This window comes from Paenibacillus sp. PL2-23 (genome assembly GCF_040834005.1).
GTDB lineage: Bacteria > Bacillota > Bacilli > Paenibacillales > Paenibacillaceae > Pristimantibacillus.
The window spans coordinates 1631019-1647662 of sequence record NZ_CP162129.1 but is presented as its reverse complement, the minus strand read 5'-3'; the positions used below and the strand labels follow the sequence as shown (position 1 = coordinate 1647662).

The window sequence follows — 16644 nt, the reverse complement described above, 5'->3', positions numbered from 1 at the left end:
ATTCGCTTGTCTGCACTTCATGGGTTCCCCTAGGTGTTGCCCTGGTCAAGCTTATTTAGTCCAGCGCCTTTTTTTTAATAATACACAAAAATGTTTCTCTTGTGCAACATTTATTTTATGAAAATAGCTGTCCTTAACCAAACCCGTTAAGGACAGCCATAACTGCTGACGGAGGTTATTGCTCCTCCGCCGCCGCTTGCTCTTCATCTCCAGCATCTGCCGCATCGCCAGGCACCTCTCCAGCGGCGTCTGCGGCGCCGTTCGCCTGAGCCGCCAACGCGTTCTTCAGCGCTGTGTTCGGCGTGCCGGTCAGACCAATCTCCACATCGTAAGCGTCGAAGATTTGCCTCGCGATGGGGGCTGCGCCGAAGCTGCCGAAGCCGCCATCCGGCACAACAACGGCGACGGCCAGCTTGGGATTCTCCGCAGGAGCGTACGCGATGAACACCGCGTTGTTCGCCTCGCGCTTGGAAACCGGCTGCTGCGACGTGCCCGTCTTCCGGTTGAAGCTGTGCTGGAAGCCCTCGAAGCCCTGCACCTTCACCTGCGACATGCCATATTCAATCTCTTCCCAATATTCCTCCGGCAGCTCAACCGTATTCAACACAACCGGCTGGAAGCCTTCCACAACATTGCCGTCGGCGTCCTTGATTTCGTTCACGAACTGCGGCTTCATCCGCTGCCCCCTGTTGGCCAGCATGGCCGTATATTGCGCCAGCTGCAGCGTTGTATACCGGCCCTGCTGGCCGAACGACGCTTGGACAAGGGCCGACTGAGGGCTTCCGTTCTGCGCCTCCTTGAAGTAGTCAATTACGCCCAGCACTTCGCCTGGCAAGCCGCTTTCGGTTGATACGCCCAGCCCGAACTGCTTCATATAGCTGTCCCAAATCTCTACGCTGGATTGGCCGTTGACGGGGCCGCGCAGAAAAAGAGCGTTGCCAACCATAGCCGCCATAAACGGATTGGATGAGTTTTTAATTGCGCCCGCGCCGTCGATACGGCCGAATACTTTGCCTTCAGAGTTGCCAATACGTGTCTCATGACCAGCTTTGCCGTAATAGAATGCACCCGTATCGTTGTAATACGAGTTGGTATTGAATAATCCCTCGCTCAGCCCAACAAGCACGGTAAGCGGCTTGATGACAGAGCCCGACGGTACAATGGAGGAGGGATGCTGCTTCCGCTCCTCATCGGAATATGAGCCATATACCGTGCGGATCGTCCCGTTGGCGAGCCGATATTGGAAGTTATTATAATCCTCCGTACTGATACTCCCGCCGGCCCAGATGTTGGGGTCATAATCCGGCATGCTCGCCATAGCGACAACCTTGCCGGTGTCGACCTCCATCGCCACGGCGAAGCCGGTCTGCGCGTAAAGCGCCTTCTCGTAACGATTCTCCGAGGTGCGGATCTTCTCCAGATGAGACATAATGGCTTCTTCCGTCTTCAGCTGCACATCCTTGTTAATCGTCAGGTATAGGTTCGCGCCCTTCTCCGGATTCGTGATGCGAACGGGACCGATAATATGCTCAAGTCTGTTGACAGGATAAGACTTGAGGCCGTTTTTGCCCCGCAGCACATCCTGGTACATGAACTCCAGGCCGTCGAGACCCACCTCTTCTTCCTCCAAATATTGAAGAGTCGGCTCCGTCTCATTCATCTTCTCCGCATAGAAGTCATTGGACGTCCTGACGCCCTTATACTTCTTCAGATAACCGACAAGCTGCACCGCGATCGAGCTTTTATCGTAATTACGGACGCTCTCCTCCATAATGTCGATGCCCGTGAATGCGGACTTATTCTCCATGAAGTAAGCAATCTCTTCCTTGGTCAGACCCGACTTGATCCGTCTCGGCACTGACTGAACGTTCCGCGTGGACCCCAGATCCATCTGGAACAGGATGTCGTCCACCGTCATCGCGTTGTCCGGGTCGCCGTATTCCGCGAAGATGTCCGCCAGCTTCTCGGCCGTCTCCTTCGCCGCTTCCTCGTTGGACTTGGCCTTCGTAGATGGCTGAATATTGTAGTATATCGACTGGGTCGACGTCGAATAGGCAATGGGATAGCCGTTCATGTCATAAATATTGCCCCGAATGGGCGGAATTTGATTGCTTCTTGTGCTAATTTCCACGCCTTTGGCGTTCAGGCTGGGACCTTCCACGAACTGAAGCACCGCCAAACGCACGATCAGCATGCTGAATAACGCAAAGGTAATAAAGAAAAAAAAGTTCAGACGGAACGAGAAGTTCCGCCGGTTGTCTATCTCCCGCTTCTGCGGATCGTCCTGCATGTCCTTCACTCCCATTCATGCAGGCAGCATGGCCTGCACGCTAACCGTTTTGTTTCGCTTGCTCGATAAATGCCTGGATGACGCCGTCCAGCTCCAAGGTAATGTAAGGCGCGCCGTACAGGGATACCTGAACCTCGCTGGCGCCCGCCTGTCCCTTCAGCTCCACGCTTTCGGACTTCACGGTATAGGTGCCGTCGTCGTTCATCTTGTACTCCGCGTCCTTGGAGTTGGCGAGCAGCTGAATCGCCTCCTGCTTCGCTCCGTCCATCACTTTGGCGCCAATCTCCTTCACGTCGTCCAGCGTATAGCCGCTGTAGAGAATTAAGCCAATCACGACGGCAGCGACAATAGCCCACTTCACAACCGTCTTCACAATCCGGACAATAAGCCAAAGTGCAGCCAGCGCAATTACTAGAATCAGCCAATTTTCCTTCAGAAACGTTGTCCAGGTCTCTGCGTCATAAGACGAAAAATCTAAAAAATCCACCTTCGAACCCCTCCATTATATCTCGTTCTCAACCCTATTACAAAACATTATAGCCTAGCGGACATAGGGCGTAAACGCTCACTTCCATGTGAGGTAGTCATATCCTGTCCCACCGGCACGTATCAGTAACTATATAGAAAAAGAGCTGGGAGGACCGCCTGTGAAAACCGCCATATGGCTTTATTTATTTCTGTTTGTCGCCTTCTTCGATCTGCATGCGCAATACCCCATCCTGACCCCGTTCGCCATCTCGATCGGCGCCGCGCCAGCCTTTATCGGCCTTATGATGGGCATGTACTCCATCACTCATCTGCCTGGCAATCTGATCGCGGGCTTCGGAGTCGACCGGTACGGCAGCCGCCTGTTTATTGTCTTCAGCCTGATGGCTGCGGGCATCGTGCTGCTGTTCCAGTCGCAGGTAACCGATCCGTGGCAGCTTCTGCTGCTCCGTTCCATCAGCGGCTTTGTGCTGGCGTTCCTCTCCCCAGCCTGTCTGGCGCTGCTGGCCCGGCTGACGGACGATATCACGCAGCAAGGCAAGCTGATGGCCGGCAACGGCCTTATTCATACGCTGGCATCTGTTGTATCCCCCGCGGCCGGCGCCTATCTCGTAGCCAAGATCGGCTTCTCCGTCGCCTTTATGGTGCTTGGCTGGATGCTCGTCGTAACCGCCCTTTGCGCGCTTCTGTTCATCAAGGATATCAACCGGAAGCTGGACCGACATCCCGCTCATGGAACCTCCAGCGCTTCCGTGAAGCCGTCAGGCAAACGGCCAAGCTCGCAGCCGCTGCCCTGGCTCATCTTTCTGCTGCCCGTCGGCTTCAGCTGCGCCCAGGGCATTCTCTCCTTCGAGCTTCCGCTGATGGTGAAGACGCAGGACGCCATGATGACGACGGGGCTATTGTTTTCGGTCATCAGCATCGGCGCGCTTATTACGCTGAGCCTGCTGTTCCTGAACCGCTATCCCGCATTTTATCGCACGCTGCTTGGCTCTATCGGCCTCGCCCTGCTCTATTTCGGCATTGCGGCCGGAGCGCCTCTGCCGCTTCCTGTCATGCTGCTTGGCATTGGCATGATGAAGGGCATTATACTGCCAGCCCTGTCCACGCTTCTGATTGAAGCCAGCGGCGGGGAGAAATACGGGCGCACCTTCTCCGTCCTGTCGATCGCCTTCTCCATTGGCGCCTTTCTTGGTCCCATGCTTGCCGGACAGCTGCGGGGCTATGTGTCGCCGTACTACATCGCCTTCCTGGGCATGATGCTCGCGGTGCTGTTCCTGCCGTTTTTCAAATGGCGGCCCATCCCCCCTGATCGCCAAACACCCATTTTTCATAAAACTGGGTAAACGCACAAGGCATTCGTCTCCTCCGCTCATAGGATACATTATGTCAAGCGGCCATGAACAACGAACCAAACAGCAGCTCGATGGACCACGCTTGGCTCTCAAACAATGGCGAGAGAGGTGACAAATAGATGACTGGTGTTAACTCCGCTTTCGACAAAGGCTGCGGCCACCATGGCAGCAACAACGTAGTAGGCGTTCTCGTATTGTTCATTCTGCTCGTAATTATCGCATGTGCCGGCTTCTGGTAAGCCGATCATAAGCTCCTCAAGACGGGCGGTCCGCCGAGTGCGGGCCGTCCGTTTTGCCGTGCCGCATATTGGTGGTACACTAGGCGTATAGCGATAGAGGAGGCGAGGCTCGTGGATATTGCCATCGTAGTCGAGGGGAAAAACGACAGGAGCAGACTGAGGCGGGTGCTTGACGACAGGGTCGATATTTATTGCACCTTCGGCACGCCGGGCACGGAGCAGCTTGAGAAGCTGCGCAAGGCGGTCGGGGACCGCCAGGTGTTCATCTTCACCGACAACGATTCCTCCGGCAAGCGGATTCGCGGCATGCTTCGTGATCTGTTTCCCGACGCCGAGCACATCTATACGAGAAGAGGGTATGCAGGCGTGGAGCACACGCCCGAGGATTATTTGGTCCAGCAATTAGAAAAGGCGGGACTTGATGCGCATATCGTGTTACCCGCGCAAAGTCCCGCCAGCCAATGGAGCAAGGATGAATTCTAGAGCAGCCTGTTCACTTGCTTCACTATATATTCCGGCGTAACAACCTCAAGGTCGCTGCCGTTCATCCACATTCGAATTTGTCCGTCCTGGTCCAGGAGCATGATGGCGTTGGAGTGGATGAACGTATTGTTCTTCTCATCCTTGACCACCGCTACCTCGAAATCGCGAGCCAGCTGAATCGTTGCCTCTTCTTCGCCGCGCAGGAAGTGCCAGCCGTCGAATTCCACCTCCATATTGATCGCGAATTCCCGGATAACCTCCGGGGTATCCCGCTCCGGATCGAATGTAATGGAGATCAGCTCCACGTCCTTGCCGAGCGAGCCCTCCTCGCGCAGCTTCTCCTGCGCCTCCCCCAGCAGATAGGTCGTAGGCGGACACACATCCGGGCAATTGGCGAAGTAGAAGTACACCAGCCGAACCTTGCCGTTTGTCGAGTCCAGCGATACGGTATTGCCGTCGATATCCGTCATCTCGAATGACGGCGCAGCCTGCACAATTGGCAGCGGCTCCGCCGGCTTCCACACATAAGTAAACAACAAATAAATGCCCATAGCCGCGCACAAGGCGAGCACAGCAAGCTTGCAGCTGTGTTTTCTGATAAAGCTCATGCCCCACACATCCTTCCCGATCCCGTTACATACGCGCCGTATCCAGAATCATAACGATAAAGACGATCATCAAATAGTTCACCGAAATTAAAAAGTTTGCTTTGGCCCATTTCTCCGTATCCTTAGCCTTAAGGCCTGTCAGTGTATGCACCAGCCATAAGACGCTGAGCGCCAGCGAAATCACAAGAAAGTACCATCCAACATATTCCAGCTCGAACAGGAGCCAAACCGTTGGGATAAGCAGCAGCACATAAGGGATCATCTGCAGCTTTGTCCGTTTGATGCCCTTCACCACGGGCAGCAGCGGGAAACCCGCCTCCCTGTACTCCTCTACCCGGCGAATGGCGAGCGACCAGAAGTGCGCCGGCTGCCACAGGAACAGCAGCGCGAACAGCATCCAGGCGCCGGCATCGACCTCACCGGTTACGGCGCAATAACCGATGACCGGAGGCATCGCCCCGGAGATGCCGCCAATTGAGGTGCTCCAGGTGGAGGAGCGCTTCAGCCACATCGTGTAGATCACAATATAGGCGAACCAGCCCAGCAGCCCCAGCCAGCCTGTAATGGGATGGACGAGCAGGAACAATATCGAGATGCCGAGCACTCCCATGATGAGACCATAAGCGAGCACCGCCCCAGGCTTCATCCGTCCCAGCGGCAGGGTGCGGTTCCTCGTGCGTTCCATCTTCTGGTCGAGCTCTCTGTCATAGTAGTTGTTCACGACTGTTGCAGACGCCATCGTTAACGTGGAGCCGATCAGCATCCATATCATAAGGGGAATATCGAATTCCCACTTGGAGGCTACCCAAAAACCGCCTAGAGCCGCAAAGATGTTCAGTCGAAGGAGCCGCGGTTTCGTTAATGCAATTAAATCTTTAAGCACTTCATGCCAGCCTCCCGAGTTGTGCGACAAGACGCGATAAAACGCGCATCTTCCATTCAATGATAATCGAATCTAATCATACCGAAAAAAAGAAGGCATGACAACGTTCGCGGCTGTTGTTCATCATTTCGACACGACCACTCAATTATAATGGGCCAGGAACCAATCGAACACCATGGCAATACAATAACCATGTAGTCGAACGCCTATGAGAAAGGAAGTGCATCTGTGGCGGTTATTAAGACAAACGCGGAGGATACGAAGATGCTGGCGAGGCTGCTGCGCGCGGAGGCGGAGGGCGAAGGCGAGCTTGGCATGCTGATGGTCGGCAACGTCGGAGTCAACCGCATACGAGGCAACTGTCTCGATTTCAAAAACATACGTTCTATTCCTCAGATGGTGTACCAAAGCCCCGGCGGCTTCGAGGCTATTCAGAAAAGCTACTTCTATCAAAGGGCGCGGGAGAGCGAGATCCGTCTCGCCAAGCGGGTCATTAATGGCGAGCGGCAGCATCCCGCATCCAACGCGCTCTGGTTTTTCCGGCCGGCCGGCGGATGCCCCGGCACGTGGTGGGATCAGTACAACAGCGGTCGATACAAAGCGCATTGCTTCTATACTCCGACCGCAGGCGACTGTCCTGCCGTATATTAAGCGAAAGCGAGGATGATCAGCATGACGAATTACGGTTACAGACCGGAACAGCAAGCTGGAGGCTACAGTACGGGAGGCGGCTACTATCCATACGGATACCAGCAGACAGCGACAATCTCGGCTGTTCCTGCCAATGACGGCATGACCGCTCCTGCACCAATGATGATGCCTATGTCGATGCCTGTGCCAACTGGAGGCGCTATGTATCCTTCCAGCGCGCAGGTGCCCCCGCCAGTGCCAAGCGGCGCATTCGTTACGCCTGCCGGTGGAAGCATCGTAACGCTGCCAGCCGTGGAGGAGTCCTATGTTGAAAACATTTTGCGCCTGAATCGCGGCAAGCTGGCTACCTTCTATATGACATATGAAAATAATCGCGATTGGAATGCCAAAATATTCAAAGGCGTCATCGAGGCCGCAGGCCGCGATCACATTGTCATCAGCGATCCAGCAACAGGCATGCGTTTCCTGCTCCTCATGCTGAATCTGGATTACGTAACGTTCGACGAGCCGATCAATTATGAATATCCGTTCCATGGAGAGGTTGTCACACAAAGCACTCCCATTAGCGGCACCTAGCTCCTCGGCCCTCCCCAGGCCCCGGCTCAATCAATCCGTCGATCCCTGACCGGTAATCACCGGCCTGAACGTCCATACGTGAAGCTTTGCCGCTCCCCCCGATATGAACGGCAGCAGCTCGGACCAGGAAGAACGCCCGCTGAGGCGTTCTTCCTTCACGCGTTCCGCCTCCTCCTCGCTGGGAGCCTCCCATACCTCTACGAACAAGCCTGGCTGATCCGTACCCTCGTACAAGCGGACGCGTCCCTGCTCCTCCGCAACTAGCCTTTCGCTGACGGCTAGGAATGATTCCCTGTATTCCGGCATAATCCGATATTCTGCAAAACACATATACATTTGGCTCAAGTCTCCTCTCTGGCGCGTTGATAAAGAAACAGCTCCAAGGCGATACTATCCCTAATCATGACATCAGGGAGGCAAAACACCTTATGGATACTGGCACACATCTCGTTATGGGCATCGGGCTTGCTGGCCTGGCGATGGTTGATCCCGTCGTCGCCGCTAATCCCGCCGTGCATACCGCCGTATTGATTGGCACCATAGCCGGCTCGCAAGCGCCGGATTTGGACAACGTGCTGCGGCTCAGAGGCAACGCTTGTTATATCCGGAATCACAGAGGACTTTCACATTCGCTGCCCGCTGTGCTCATCTGGACGGCAGCCATTACCGGCCTGCTCCAGCTGATCTACCGGGGCAGCCTGCCATGGCTTCATGTTGGGGGCTGGGTGCTGCTGGCGGTATGTGTGCATGTTTTTACCGACCTGTTCAATACGTACGGCACACAAGCCATGCGGCCTTTCAATGAGAAGTGGATTTCATGGAATATTATTCACATCTTTGATCCCGTCATATTTACATCCCACATTATTGCTATTTTACTGTGGGCGGGCGGGCTCGTAAATCCCGCGGAGCTGTTCCCGATCCTGTATACGCTGCTGACCCTCTATTTTGTATGGCGAACCGTTACGGCCAGAAGAACGGTGCGTCTGCTGGAAAGCCTGGACAAGCATCACCGGAAGGGCGATTCTTACATCGCGATTCCGACCATTTCCTTATCCATCTGGAATGTGGTCAAGCATTCCGAAGACCAATCCTTCCATATCGGCATCCTGCGGGGACGCTCGCTGAGCTGGCTGGACAGCGTCAAGTGCTCCACCCATATGGCCGTCGAAAAATCCAAAAGCGATCCCGCCATCCGATCGTTCCTGTACTTCACTAGCTTTGCCTGCGCGGATGTGAAGGAGCACGGCTGGGGCTATGAGGTCAGATGGTCGGATGTGAGATACCGCCATCGCAAGCAATATCCCTTCGTCGGCGTTCTGCTTATGAACAAGCAGTTTGAGACGGTTGGCTCCTATGTGGGGTGGCTGAGCGACGATCGATTATCGAAGCGGCTGCGGATGGATACTTATTAAATAGAGGTTGCGCGCTTAGCGTGCATTGACGAGAACAAGCCTCATCCTGCACAATGGGATGGGGCCATTCTTTTGGAGTCAGATCCAATAGGGTAAGACCCAAGGTTACCCTTGGGCCTATCAGTCAACATTGTGTATGAGAAGCGATTAACGGATTCCGCCGGACAATTGCTGCTCTGCAATTTGAACCAGCTTTTTCGTGATGTAGCCGCCAAGCGAACCAGCGTCGCGAGTGGATACGTTGCCGTAGTAACCGTCAGCAGGGATTTGTACGCCAAGTGTTTGTGCTGCTTCCATTTTCAGTTGCTCAAGTGCTTGCGTTGCTTGTGGAACCACCAGTTGGTTACTTCTGCTCATAGGATAAATCTCCTTTCGTCCTCTGCACTTTGTTGTGTTGCAAGCTTGCAAAGTTATTATGTGCATCGTCCAAAAAAGTATGCTAGGACTTAAAAATATTTTCAAAATAGTTCGGAAAGGAGTGCTGGCATGTCTAAATCGTTATCGTTGTTTTTTGCTTGCTTATCCGTTCTCTTCATGAGCGCAACCGCTATCTCCATCGCCCACAACGGCTGGCTGGTGCTTGTATTCAGCGTACTGACCTTCTTCAGCATCGGAGCGGGCTTCATTACCAAAGCGAGACTGAGACGGAAGGAAAACGGAACCGAACGAAGATAGTAGTCCTATAGCCGGGACAAGCAGCATATGTTATAGTAAGGTGTGGATTCGTAATCGTTACTATTAATCATTCATTAACAAATGAAGAAAGGATTTCTGGCTATGCGACAAACCCTATTCCGTTACGGCACGCCGCTTCTGGCACTGGGCTGTATTGCAATGCTTGGCCTGATCCTCTTGAACAGGGAGGCTCCTGCGACCGTAACAGCCTTACTGCAATCAACACAGCTGCAAGCGTTTAATGTGCTGTTTATCGGCATCCTGCTCGAAGCGTTTCCGTTTATATTGCTCGGCGTTATTTTTTCGGCCATCCTGCAAGTATTTGTTTCTGACGAAACCATCAGAAGATTTACACCAAGCAGCATTTGGGGCGGACTATTGTTCGGCGGACTGCTCGGCATTATTTTTCCATTGTGCGAATGCGGCATGATTCCCGTTATTCGTCGGCTTATCCGGAAGGGTATGCCCGCCTATATCGGCATGACGTATTTACTGGCAGGACCGATTATTAATCCAATCGTGTTCTCCTCGACCTATATCGCGTTTCGCTCCAATCCGGAAGTCACCTATTCCCGAATGGCGCTCGCGTTTGCCGTTGCGGTCAGCATTGGTCTGGTGTTCGCCAAATTCGCCAAGCACAGTCCTTTGCGTGAGGCCGGCCATACTCATGCACATGCGCATATACATGCTCATACTCATACCCATACCCATACACATACTCATGCCACGGGCGGCGGAAAAGGTCAAAGCAAATGGTCCGCTACGCTGGGGCACGCGTCGGATGAATTTTTTGACATGGGCAAATATTTAATTTTTGGCGCCTTGCTGACAGCTATTATTCAAACCTCCATAGAACGGGAAATGCTTGCCTCCATCGCGGATCAGCCACTGCTGGGCTATATGCTGATGATGGCTTTCGCCTTCCTGCTGTCGATATGCTCCACAACCGACGCCTTTATCGCCGCTTCGTTCGGCGGCATGTTCCAGACGGGTCCGCTGCTTGCGTTTCTTGTCTTTGGCCCAATGGTGGATCTCAAAAACACGCTTATGCTGCTTTCAACCTTTAAGGTGAAAGTTGTGTTGCTTCTTATCGGTCTTGTCTTTGCGTTTACGCTGGCGGGAGCCATGTTGACGGAGGTGCTGCTATGAGACATCATATTTTCCGAGGCGTGCTGCTTGCGGCATTTGCCTTTATGATTGTATATCTGTTCCAAACGGGACAGTCCATTATGTTTGTTGCTCCCCGCATGGAGCTTCTGGTTAAGCTCTCGGCGCTCGGCTTGTATGCCGCTGCCGCCTATCAGTTTTTTGCAGCGATTCGCACAAGAACAACGGAGCATCAGCATGATGAGGCCTGCGGCTGCGGGCACGGCCATGCCAAATCTCCATTTGCCAATACCATTATGTACGGCCTGTTTCTGCTCCCGCTGTTAACGGTATTCCTTATTCCAACCAGCACGCTTGGCAGCGCGATGGCCGAGAAGAAGGGCATCAGCTTCTCAGGCAGCGAAGCCGTGAATCGGCCAGAGCGCGAGGTACCGGCAAGCACAAGTGCCGGCAACAGCTCCAACGAGGAGGGGCAGCTTAATGGGACAGGAGCGGACCCGCAGAAGGCTGGCGAAGCCTCTGATAGCCTTGAAGCGTTGTTCCCTTATGACCAATATACAGTTGACCACGCGAAGCTGGGCATGGAGCTATACAAGCAGGACCTCATTGTTGTCAGCGAGAAGCAATTTATCGAGACATTGACGACGCTGGATATATACCGAGACGCCTTGCTCGGCAAGGAGGTCGAGCTCAGCGGCTTTGTTTACCGCGAGGAGGCAATGGGAGAGGACCGAATAGCTGTGACCCGATTTGCGATGAACTGCTGCTCGGCTGACGCGCTGCCTTACGGTCTGGTCATTACTTGGCCAAGAGCGAAGCATTTCGCTGAGGATGAGTGGATTAAGGTGAAGGGCAAGCTGACCGTCATTCCGTATGATGGCATTGATATCATATCGCTTGACGCCACCAGAGTTGAACCCATCGAAGCTCCCGCCACGCCATACGTGTATCCGGACCTCGACTTTGGGTCCTGACAAAGCCTTGCAAGAACGAAGAGCCGGTCCATGCTGGACCGGCTCTTCGTTCTCCTGCTTATGCTCTGCGCCTTACCTCGCCAGACCTGCCCAGCAATTCATTCATGCTTGGAAGCGGGAGTGGCTTAGCGAAATAATAGCCCTGGGCTTTGTCGCAGCCCAGCTCCAGCAGCAGCTCCAGCTGCTCCTTCGTTTCAACACCCTCAGCAACGATCTGCATATTCAACTCATGTCCCATGGACACAATGGTTTTCACAATGGATAAACCTTCATGATCGCATTCCATATCCGTAATGAATGAACGATCGATCTTAATGACCGAGATGGGAAGCTGCCTCAGCACACTTAGTGACGAATAGCCAGTACCGAAGTCGTCCAGCGCAATATGTATGCCTAGAGCGACAAGCTCGTCCAGCATGTGCCGAGCGGCATGCAGCTTGTCCACCACCATGCTTTCCGTAATTTCAAGACAGAGATGGGAGGGAGCCAGCCCGCTTGACAGTAGCATAGACTGTACGTTTTTCACAAAATATGGCTCGTCCAGCTGCCTCGATGAAACATTGACAGAAAGAACAAAATCCGTCCAGCCCTCATCCTGCCATCGTTTGCCTTGGGTGCATGCTTCACGAATGACCCACCGGCCGATTTCATTTATTAAACCAATTTGCTCCGATAATGTAATAAAATCGCCAGGATATACCATTCCAAGCTCCTCAGAGTCCCAGCGGATCAACGCCTCCGCTCCAATAAGCCTTCCCGACCGGATATCGTATTGGGGCTGATAGTGGAGCACCAGCTCGTTATTTTCGATGGATCGACGTAGATGCTTCTCCATACGGACATCCCGCTGTACACGCGCAATCATCTCATCGGTGTAGAGACGATATTGATTGCCGCCGCTGCGCTTGGCGTTGTACATCGCAATGTCAGCCTTCTTCATCAGACTGTCGGAGGAGTCCCCGTCATAAGGATATACGCTGATGCCAATGCTTCCACCGAAATAAAAGTCTTGTCCCAGCAGCGTAATCGGCGATTGGAAGGAAGCCAGCAGCTCCTCGGCCAAGCCAATAATCTCCTCATATTCCTCGGCAGACTTGATGAGCACAATAAATTCATCTCCGCCAAGACGAGCCAGCAAATGCTGCTCGCCGGTACAGCGCCGCAGCCGCTCGGCGACCTTAATAAGCGCTTCATCGCCTACAGAATGACCCAATGTATCGTTAATAAGCTTGAATCGATCCAAATCGACAAGCAGCACCCCGAGCCATTGCTGCGTCGGCTTTACGTCCGCTAACGACGCCTCCAGCTCCGCATTGAACAGGTAGCGGTTGGGCAGATTAGTCAGTGCATCGTGATGCGCCATAAAGTGCATCGCCTGCTCTTCTTCCTTCTGTCGCGTAATATCCTTAATGACGGCAAGCACCTGCCAGCCTTCACCGTCCATCATCATCTCCGTATCGACAACCACATATTTGGTTACCTGGTACCGATTGACGATTTCAAAAGCCCGGTTGGCCCACTCCTCGTTCGGGAACAGCGCTGTATATTCTTCATGGATGGCCTCGCGAAACGGTTCTTTGACAAAGTCCAGAAGTGAGCCGCCCTTCAGCTCGCTTTCCGACTCATATCCAAACAGCCGAAGCGCTTCCGGATTCACTTCAAGCAGCTTCAAGTTCCGATCCAGAATAACAATAGCGGCTGGCGAAAGCTGATAGAGCAACTCGTACTTGCGCTCCGCTGTGGGCAAAAAATCATGATGCATAAAGACGCGAAGCGCTCCGCCCCAAACTACGGTCGTCATATAAAAAATGGAGGCGGGGATATGGAGCTCATCCCAAAATGTAATAAAAAACAAGGTTACAATGGCAGTTGATATGAGATAAAAGAGGTTTGCCTTGAACAGAACTTCATACCTGCTGCTCTCCACACGGTTATATGACTTGCGCAAGGCTTGTATGCTGAAATAAAAATTCAGTGCCGCGCAACCCCCCATGAATGCCAGCATAATAAATATGCCGGTAGACAATAAAACCTCCTTCCAGCCATGATGATGAATAAATCCTTCCAAAAAAAAGGGTTCACCAGCGATTGCCAGTGTCGAGCCATAATAGATGAACGGGATACACGCTAGAAAAATCCAATATTTCATAGGCCATTTCCGGTATTGCTTCGTTACATGCACATGAAGCAATAAGCCGCTGCAGCCTGAAAGCATTGCAGATGGATACAAGATGTATATCGCAATCCATTCCGCATACCCCTCCGGAAGCATCTGCACGAATAGTTCAGCAAGCACCATAAGCGCCAGACCGCCGGTTGCCAGGAATGCGAGGCGGTTCTGTATATTGCCGGGATTACGCCGAATAATAACAAGCGCCGTGTCCACCAAGAACATAACCCCGGATATAAACAGGAGCAGAACAAGCGCCGTCTGCAGAGGACTCATCCCTGACCACCTCCATTCTTGGTAACCTGCTCTGCGCTGCGTACTTGATTTTTACCGCTTCGCTTTGCACTGTACAATGCTTTGTCAGCCTGCTGGAATAAAGCGCTCGCGTCCTTCGAGTCACCGGCAGCATGATATCCGATGCTCACTGTAACGATCCCTCCGCCAAGCTCCGGGAATGATAATCTCTCCGTGCCAGCTCGTATAAACTCAAGCCGTTCAAGCACATGGACAGTCTCCATGCCGGAGAAGATGACTGTAAATTCTTCCCCTCCATACCGGGAGGCTTGAATGCCTTCGGCCTCTATCTCCTTCAGCAGAGCGCCGACTTTGCGCAGCACGAGATCCCCATTGGAATGGCCGTAGGTATCGTTAACCGATTTGAAATTGTCAATATCGATCACCGCCAGATGAACGGGAGCCCTGTCTGCATCATCCAGCGCAGCTCGCAGTCTTTCTTGAAAGCGCTTGTGATTGTCCAGGCCTGTTAAGGCATCCTTACAGTATGCCTCCTGAATCGCAAGCTGCTGAAGTCGATGGTTCCTTTCGTTCACAAGCGCTTCCTTCTCATTCTGGATCAGCTTGAGTCCACGATTCACTATGCCGCATGTCGCGATCGAGGTCCCAACAATGACACATATGCCAATAAAGGTCCATCGAATAGGATTATCCAGCCGATCGAAGGGATCCAGCGGCATAACGATAATAAACGGAATAAGTGTGACAAGGCTTGCATATAGGACTTTCCTGTAATTAAAGTACAGAATGGAAGCTACCACAGGCAGGATAAGTGCGATCAGCATGCTTACCGATTCCGAGTAATTAAAGATAAGGGCCACATCCGAGAAGCAAGCGCCGAAGGAGATAACTATATAATCCTGGATAAAAGCAAATCGTTTGTATAGCCACTCGGCAGCTATTATCAATATAAAGAGCAAAGATATCTGTACATAAACCTGCTTGAACATATACTGGGGATAAAACTCCGGCGCGATCGTTTTCACAACAGGTATGAGCAGCAGCAGTCCAATAATGAGAATAATGGATAATATCCAGTAGGTCATCCGTATTCGGTAATTCCATGACGACATGTAATGCGGCTTAAGCAGAAAGCTAAGCATTGGGAATCACCTCCTCGTCCATGGCAGCCACAATCCTGTTTTTGCCGCCGCGTTTGGCCCTATACAGGTTGACGTCGGCCAGTCGGAACAGCTCGTCCGTATCCATGCCTTGTTTATATTCCGCAATGCCAATGCTCATGGTCACCCGATGCTCGCCAAGCTCAGGGAAAAAGGTTTGCTCAAGCCTTGCCCTGACCAGCTCCATGGCAGCTGCTGCTTCCGGAACGCTCTTGCCAGTCATCAGCACCACAAATTCTTCTCCGCCATAACGGGCGGCAATATCCTCGCTAGTGATGGAATGCTTGACAATCGCCGCCGTCTGCATAAGCACAACATCGCCAACATGATGGCCGAAAGAATCGTTAACATATTTGAAATTGTCTATATCAATAACAGCAAGAGTAAGACGCATGCCATATTGTTGATGCTGCTCCACAAGCAGCCGGGCATATTCCTGGTAGGTGATGTGATTGTAAAGTCCGGTCAAATGATCGATCTTGGCATCATTCTCCACCGCTACGGAGTCTGCGAACGCCTCCAGCTCCGACAAGATCGCTTTCTCCAGCGCATGCTGCAGCTCTTCGCCTCGGGATATGATCGTAAAGCCCAACATACTCATCCCGATCATAAAAGCAAATATAATGATGATATCCCAGAAGTGAATTTGCCCCTTAAGAGCAGGCACGCACAACACGGCTGCAACAAATCCTCCGGCAGTAAACAAGGTCGCAAATTTGAGCAATGCTCGATCGAAATAGCAATAAGATAGCAGCATAGGTATGCCAAGCGTTATGTACATGCCTATTTCTTGTTTGCTGTAGGCCAGCATAATAAATAAAGCGATTAAAAATCCAATAATAATTAGCAAGTGTTCGAAGTAACGCTTCATGATTCGAATCAAGCACTCAGCAATAATAAGAATAAATAACGCAGGCGCTTCCAGCTTGATCAAATCTGAAGGCAATACCATATAGGTGCCTGATCGGCTCAGCATATAGGCGATTAAAGAAAATAATAGAATCAGCAGAATCAATATCCAATAAGCGTTCAGGATCCAGCGATTCCATGATTGATGATCGGCATGAAGGGCTTTCATAATTGTCACCACTCTGTTAGTTAGTTCACCCGTAAGCTGAAACGATGAATCACTCCTATTATAGTACGCTCTCTAATTCTCTACAATCGTTTACAAAACCTTTTATGGGTCTTATTGTCTAATTAACAAAAAATATATCGTTCTTTAGCATTATTTCTGAATCGTACGCCTAATGGTACAAATGACACAGTCGAAGGATTCATGTTTGCTTCTTTTATGTCGACAAGTTGAGGCCAGAA

17 protein-coding genes are annotated in these 16644 nt (G+C 52.2%); 8 read left to right on the top strand and 9 right to left on the bottom strand.

Annotated elements, in window-relative coordinates; translation table 11 throughout:
* Positions 1-175: 175 nt before the first annotated feature.
* Positions 176-2290: a penicillin-binding transpeptidase domain-containing protein gene (locus AB1S56_RS07015; RefSeq protein ID WP_340869750.1), complete on the bottom strand. Its 2115-nt coding sequence runs from the start codon at positions 2288-2290 to the stop codon at positions 176-178.
* Positions 2291-2330: 40 nt separating this feature from the next.
* Positions 2331-2777: a hypothetical protein gene (locus tag AB1S56_RS07010; protein ID WP_340869749.1), complete on the bottom strand. Its 447-nt coding sequence runs from the start codon at positions 2775-2777 to the stop codon at positions 2331-2333.
* A gap of 160 nt (positions 2778-2937) precedes the next feature.
* Here AB1S56_RS07010 and AB1S56_RS07005 point away from each other — a divergent pair, with 160 nt between their 5' ends.
* A complete protein-coding gene (locus AB1S56_RS07005) occupies positions 2938-4122 on the top strand; it encodes an MFS transporter (protein ID WP_340869747.1) in 1185 nt (394 codons plus the stop codon).
* Between the two features lie 359 nt (positions 4123-4481).
* Entirely contained in the window at positions 4482-4853 is a 372-nt protein-coding gene (locus tag AB1S56_RS07000; RefSeq protein WP_340869746.1) for a toprim domain-containing protein, read from the top strand.
* Here the strand turns inward: AB1S56_RS07000 and AB1S56_RS06995 are convergent.
* Together AB1S56_RS06995 and cyoE are read right to left on the bottom strand one after the other, a co-directional pair.
* Positions 4850-5461, bottom strand: a complete 612-nt coding sequence (locus tag AB1S56_RS06995; protein ID WP_340869744.1) for an SCO family protein — start codon at positions 5459-5461, stop codon at positions 4850-4852. The genes AB1S56_RS07000 and AB1S56_RS06995 overlap by 4 nt on opposite strands.
* Before the next feature lie 25 nt (positions 5462-5486).
* Entirely contained in the window at positions 5487-6374 is an 888-nt protein-coding gene (gene cyoE, locus AB1S56_RS06990) for a heme o synthase (protein WP_340869801.1), read from the bottom strand.
* 198 nt (positions 6375-6572) lie between these two features.
* Here cyoE and AB1S56_RS06985 point away from each other — a divergent pair, with 198 nt between their 5' ends.
* On the top strand, positions 6573-6995 hold the full coding sequence (locus tag AB1S56_RS06985) for a cell wall hydrolase (protein WP_340869743.1): 423 nt from the start codon (positions 6573-6575) through the stop codon (positions 6993-6995).
* A 171-nt stretch (positions 6996-7166) separates the two neighbouring features.
* Positions 7167-7571 carry a spore coat protein GerQ gene (gerQ, locus tag AB1S56_RS06980; protein ID WP_340869800.1) on the top strand — a complete coding sequence of 135 codons (405 nt, stop codon included), beginning with the start codon at positions 7167-7169 and terminating at the stop codon, positions 7569-7571.
* 30 nt (positions 7572-7601) lie between these two features.
* Here the strand turns inward: gerQ and AB1S56_RS06975 are convergent, their stop codons facing one another.
* On the bottom strand, positions 7602-7907 hold the full coding sequence (locus AB1S56_RS06975; RefSeq protein WP_340869741.1) for a hypothetical protein: 306 nt from the start codon (positions 7905-7907) through the stop codon (positions 7602-7604).
* A gap of 92 nt (positions 7908-7999) precedes the next feature.
* On the opposite strand from AB1S56_RS06975, the gene AB1S56_RS06970 reads away from it, so the two are divergent.
* A complete protein-coding gene (locus tag AB1S56_RS06970) occupies positions 8000-8986 on the top strand; it encodes a metal-dependent hydrolase (protein ID WP_340869739.1) in 987 nt (328 codons plus the stop codon).
* A 147-nt stretch (positions 8987-9133) separates the two neighbouring features.
* On the opposite strand, the gene AB1S56_RS06965 is transcribed toward AB1S56_RS06970, so the two are convergent.
* The gene (locus AB1S56_RS06965; protein WP_340869738.1) at positions 9134-9343 is read right to left on the bottom strand and encodes an alpha/beta-type small acid-soluble spore protein; all 210 of its coding nucleotides are present in this window, start codon (positions 9341-9343) and stop codon (positions 9134-9136) included.
* 129 nt (positions 9344-9472) lie between these two features.
* Here AB1S56_RS06965 and AB1S56_RS06960 point away from each other — a divergent pair, with 129 nt between their 5' ends.
* From AB1S56_RS06960 to AB1S56_RS06950, 3 genes are all read left to right on the top strand, one after another.
* The gene (locus AB1S56_RS06960; protein ID WP_340869736.1) at positions 9473-9661 is read left to right on the top strand and encodes a DUF5325 family protein; all 189 of its coding nucleotides are present in this window, start codon (positions 9473-9475) and stop codon (positions 9659-9661) included.
* 102 nt (positions 9662-9763) lie between these two features.
* Positions 9764-10810 carry a permease gene (locus AB1S56_RS06955; RefSeq protein WP_340869735.1) on the top strand — a complete coding sequence of 349 codons (1047 nt, stop codon included), beginning with the start codon at positions 9764-9766 and terminating at the stop codon, positions 10808-10810.
* Positions 10807-11742: a TIGR03943 family protein gene (locus tag AB1S56_RS06950; RefSeq protein WP_340869734.1), complete on the top strand. Its 936-nt coding sequence runs from the start codon at positions 10807-10809 to the stop codon at positions 11740-11742. The genes AB1S56_RS06955 and AB1S56_RS06950 overlap by 4 nt, the downstream gene beginning before the upstream one ends.
* Before the next feature lie 58 nt (positions 11743-11800).
* Here AB1S56_RS06950 and AB1S56_RS06945 read toward each other — a convergent pair whose 3' ends face one another.
* The 3 genes from AB1S56_RS06945 to AB1S56_RS06935 are packed head-to-tail and all read right to left on the bottom strand — an operon-like array spanning position 11801 to position 16405.
* The gene (locus AB1S56_RS06945) at positions 11801-14188 is read right to left on the bottom strand and encodes an EAL domain-containing protein (protein ID WP_340869733.1); all 2388 of its coding nucleotides are present in this window, start codon (positions 14186-14188) and stop codon (positions 11801-11803) included.
* Positions 14185-15309 carry a GGDEF domain-containing protein gene (locus tag AB1S56_RS06940; RefSeq protein WP_340869732.1) on the bottom strand — a complete coding sequence of 375 codons (1125 nt, stop codon included), beginning with the start codon at positions 15307-15309 and terminating at the stop codon, positions 14185-14187. The genes AB1S56_RS06945 and AB1S56_RS06940 overlap by 4 nt, the downstream gene beginning before the upstream one ends.
* Positions 15302-16405: a GGDEF domain-containing protein gene (locus AB1S56_RS06935; protein WP_340869729.1), complete on the bottom strand. Its 1104-nt coding sequence runs from the start codon at positions 16403-16405 to the stop codon at positions 15302-15304. Before AB1S56_RS06935 ends, AB1S56_RS06940 begins: the two co-directional genes overlap by 8 nt.
* Between the last annotated feature and the right edge of the window lie 239 nt (positions 16406-16644).

Excerpts from the sequence above, each read along its gene's own strand:
- AB1S56_RS06965 (WP_340869738.1), bottom strand. The coding sequence starts at position 9,343 with ATGAGCAGAAGTAACCAACTGGTGGTTCCACAAGCAACGCAAGCACTT.
- AB1S56_RS06995 (WP_340869744.1), bottom strand. The coding sequence starts at position 5,461 with ATGAGCTTTATCAGAAAACACAGCTGCAAGCTTGCTGTGCTCGCCTTG.
- AB1S56_RS06945 (WP_340869733.1), bottom strand. The coding sequence starts at position 14,188 with ATGAGTCCTCTGCAGACGGCGCTTGTTCTGCTCCTGTTTATATCCGGG.
- AB1S56_RS06970 (WP_340869739.1), top strand. The coding sequence starts at position 8,000 with ATGGATACTGGCACACATCTCGTTATGGGCATCGGGCTTGCTGGCCTG.
- gerQ (WP_340869800.1), top strand. The coding sequence starts at position 7,167 with ATGTCGATGCCTGTGCCAACTGGAGGCGCTATGTATCCTTCCAGCGCG.
- AB1S56_RS06960 (WP_340869736.1), top strand. The coding sequence starts at position 9,473 with ATGTCTAAATCGTTATCGTTGTTTTTTGCTTGCTTATCCGTTCTCTTC.
- AB1S56_RS06950 (WP_340869734.1), top strand. The coding sequence starts at position 10,807 with ATGAGACATCATATTTTCCGAGGCGTGCTGCTTGCGGCATTTGCCTTT.
- AB1S56_RS06975 (WP_340869741.1), bottom strand. The coding sequence starts at position 7,907 with ATGTATATGTGTTTTGCAGAATATCGGATTATGCCGGAATACAGGGAA.
- AB1S56_RS06935 (WP_340869729.1), bottom strand. The coding sequence starts at position 16,405 with ATGAAAGCCCTTCATGCCGATCATCAATCATGGAATCGCTGGATCCTG.
- AB1S56_RS07015 (WP_340869750.1), bottom strand. The coding sequence starts at position 2,290 with ATGCAGGACGATCCGCAGAAGCGGGAGATAGACAACCGGCGGAACTTC.
- AB1S56_RS06955 (WP_340869735.1), top strand. The coding sequence starts at position 9,764 with ATGCGACAAACCCTATTCCGTTACGGCACGCCGCTTCTGGCACTGGGC.
- AB1S56_RS06940 (WP_340869732.1), bottom strand. The coding sequence starts at position 15,309 with ATGCTTAGCTTTCTGCTTAAGCCGCATTACATGTCGTCATGGAATTAC.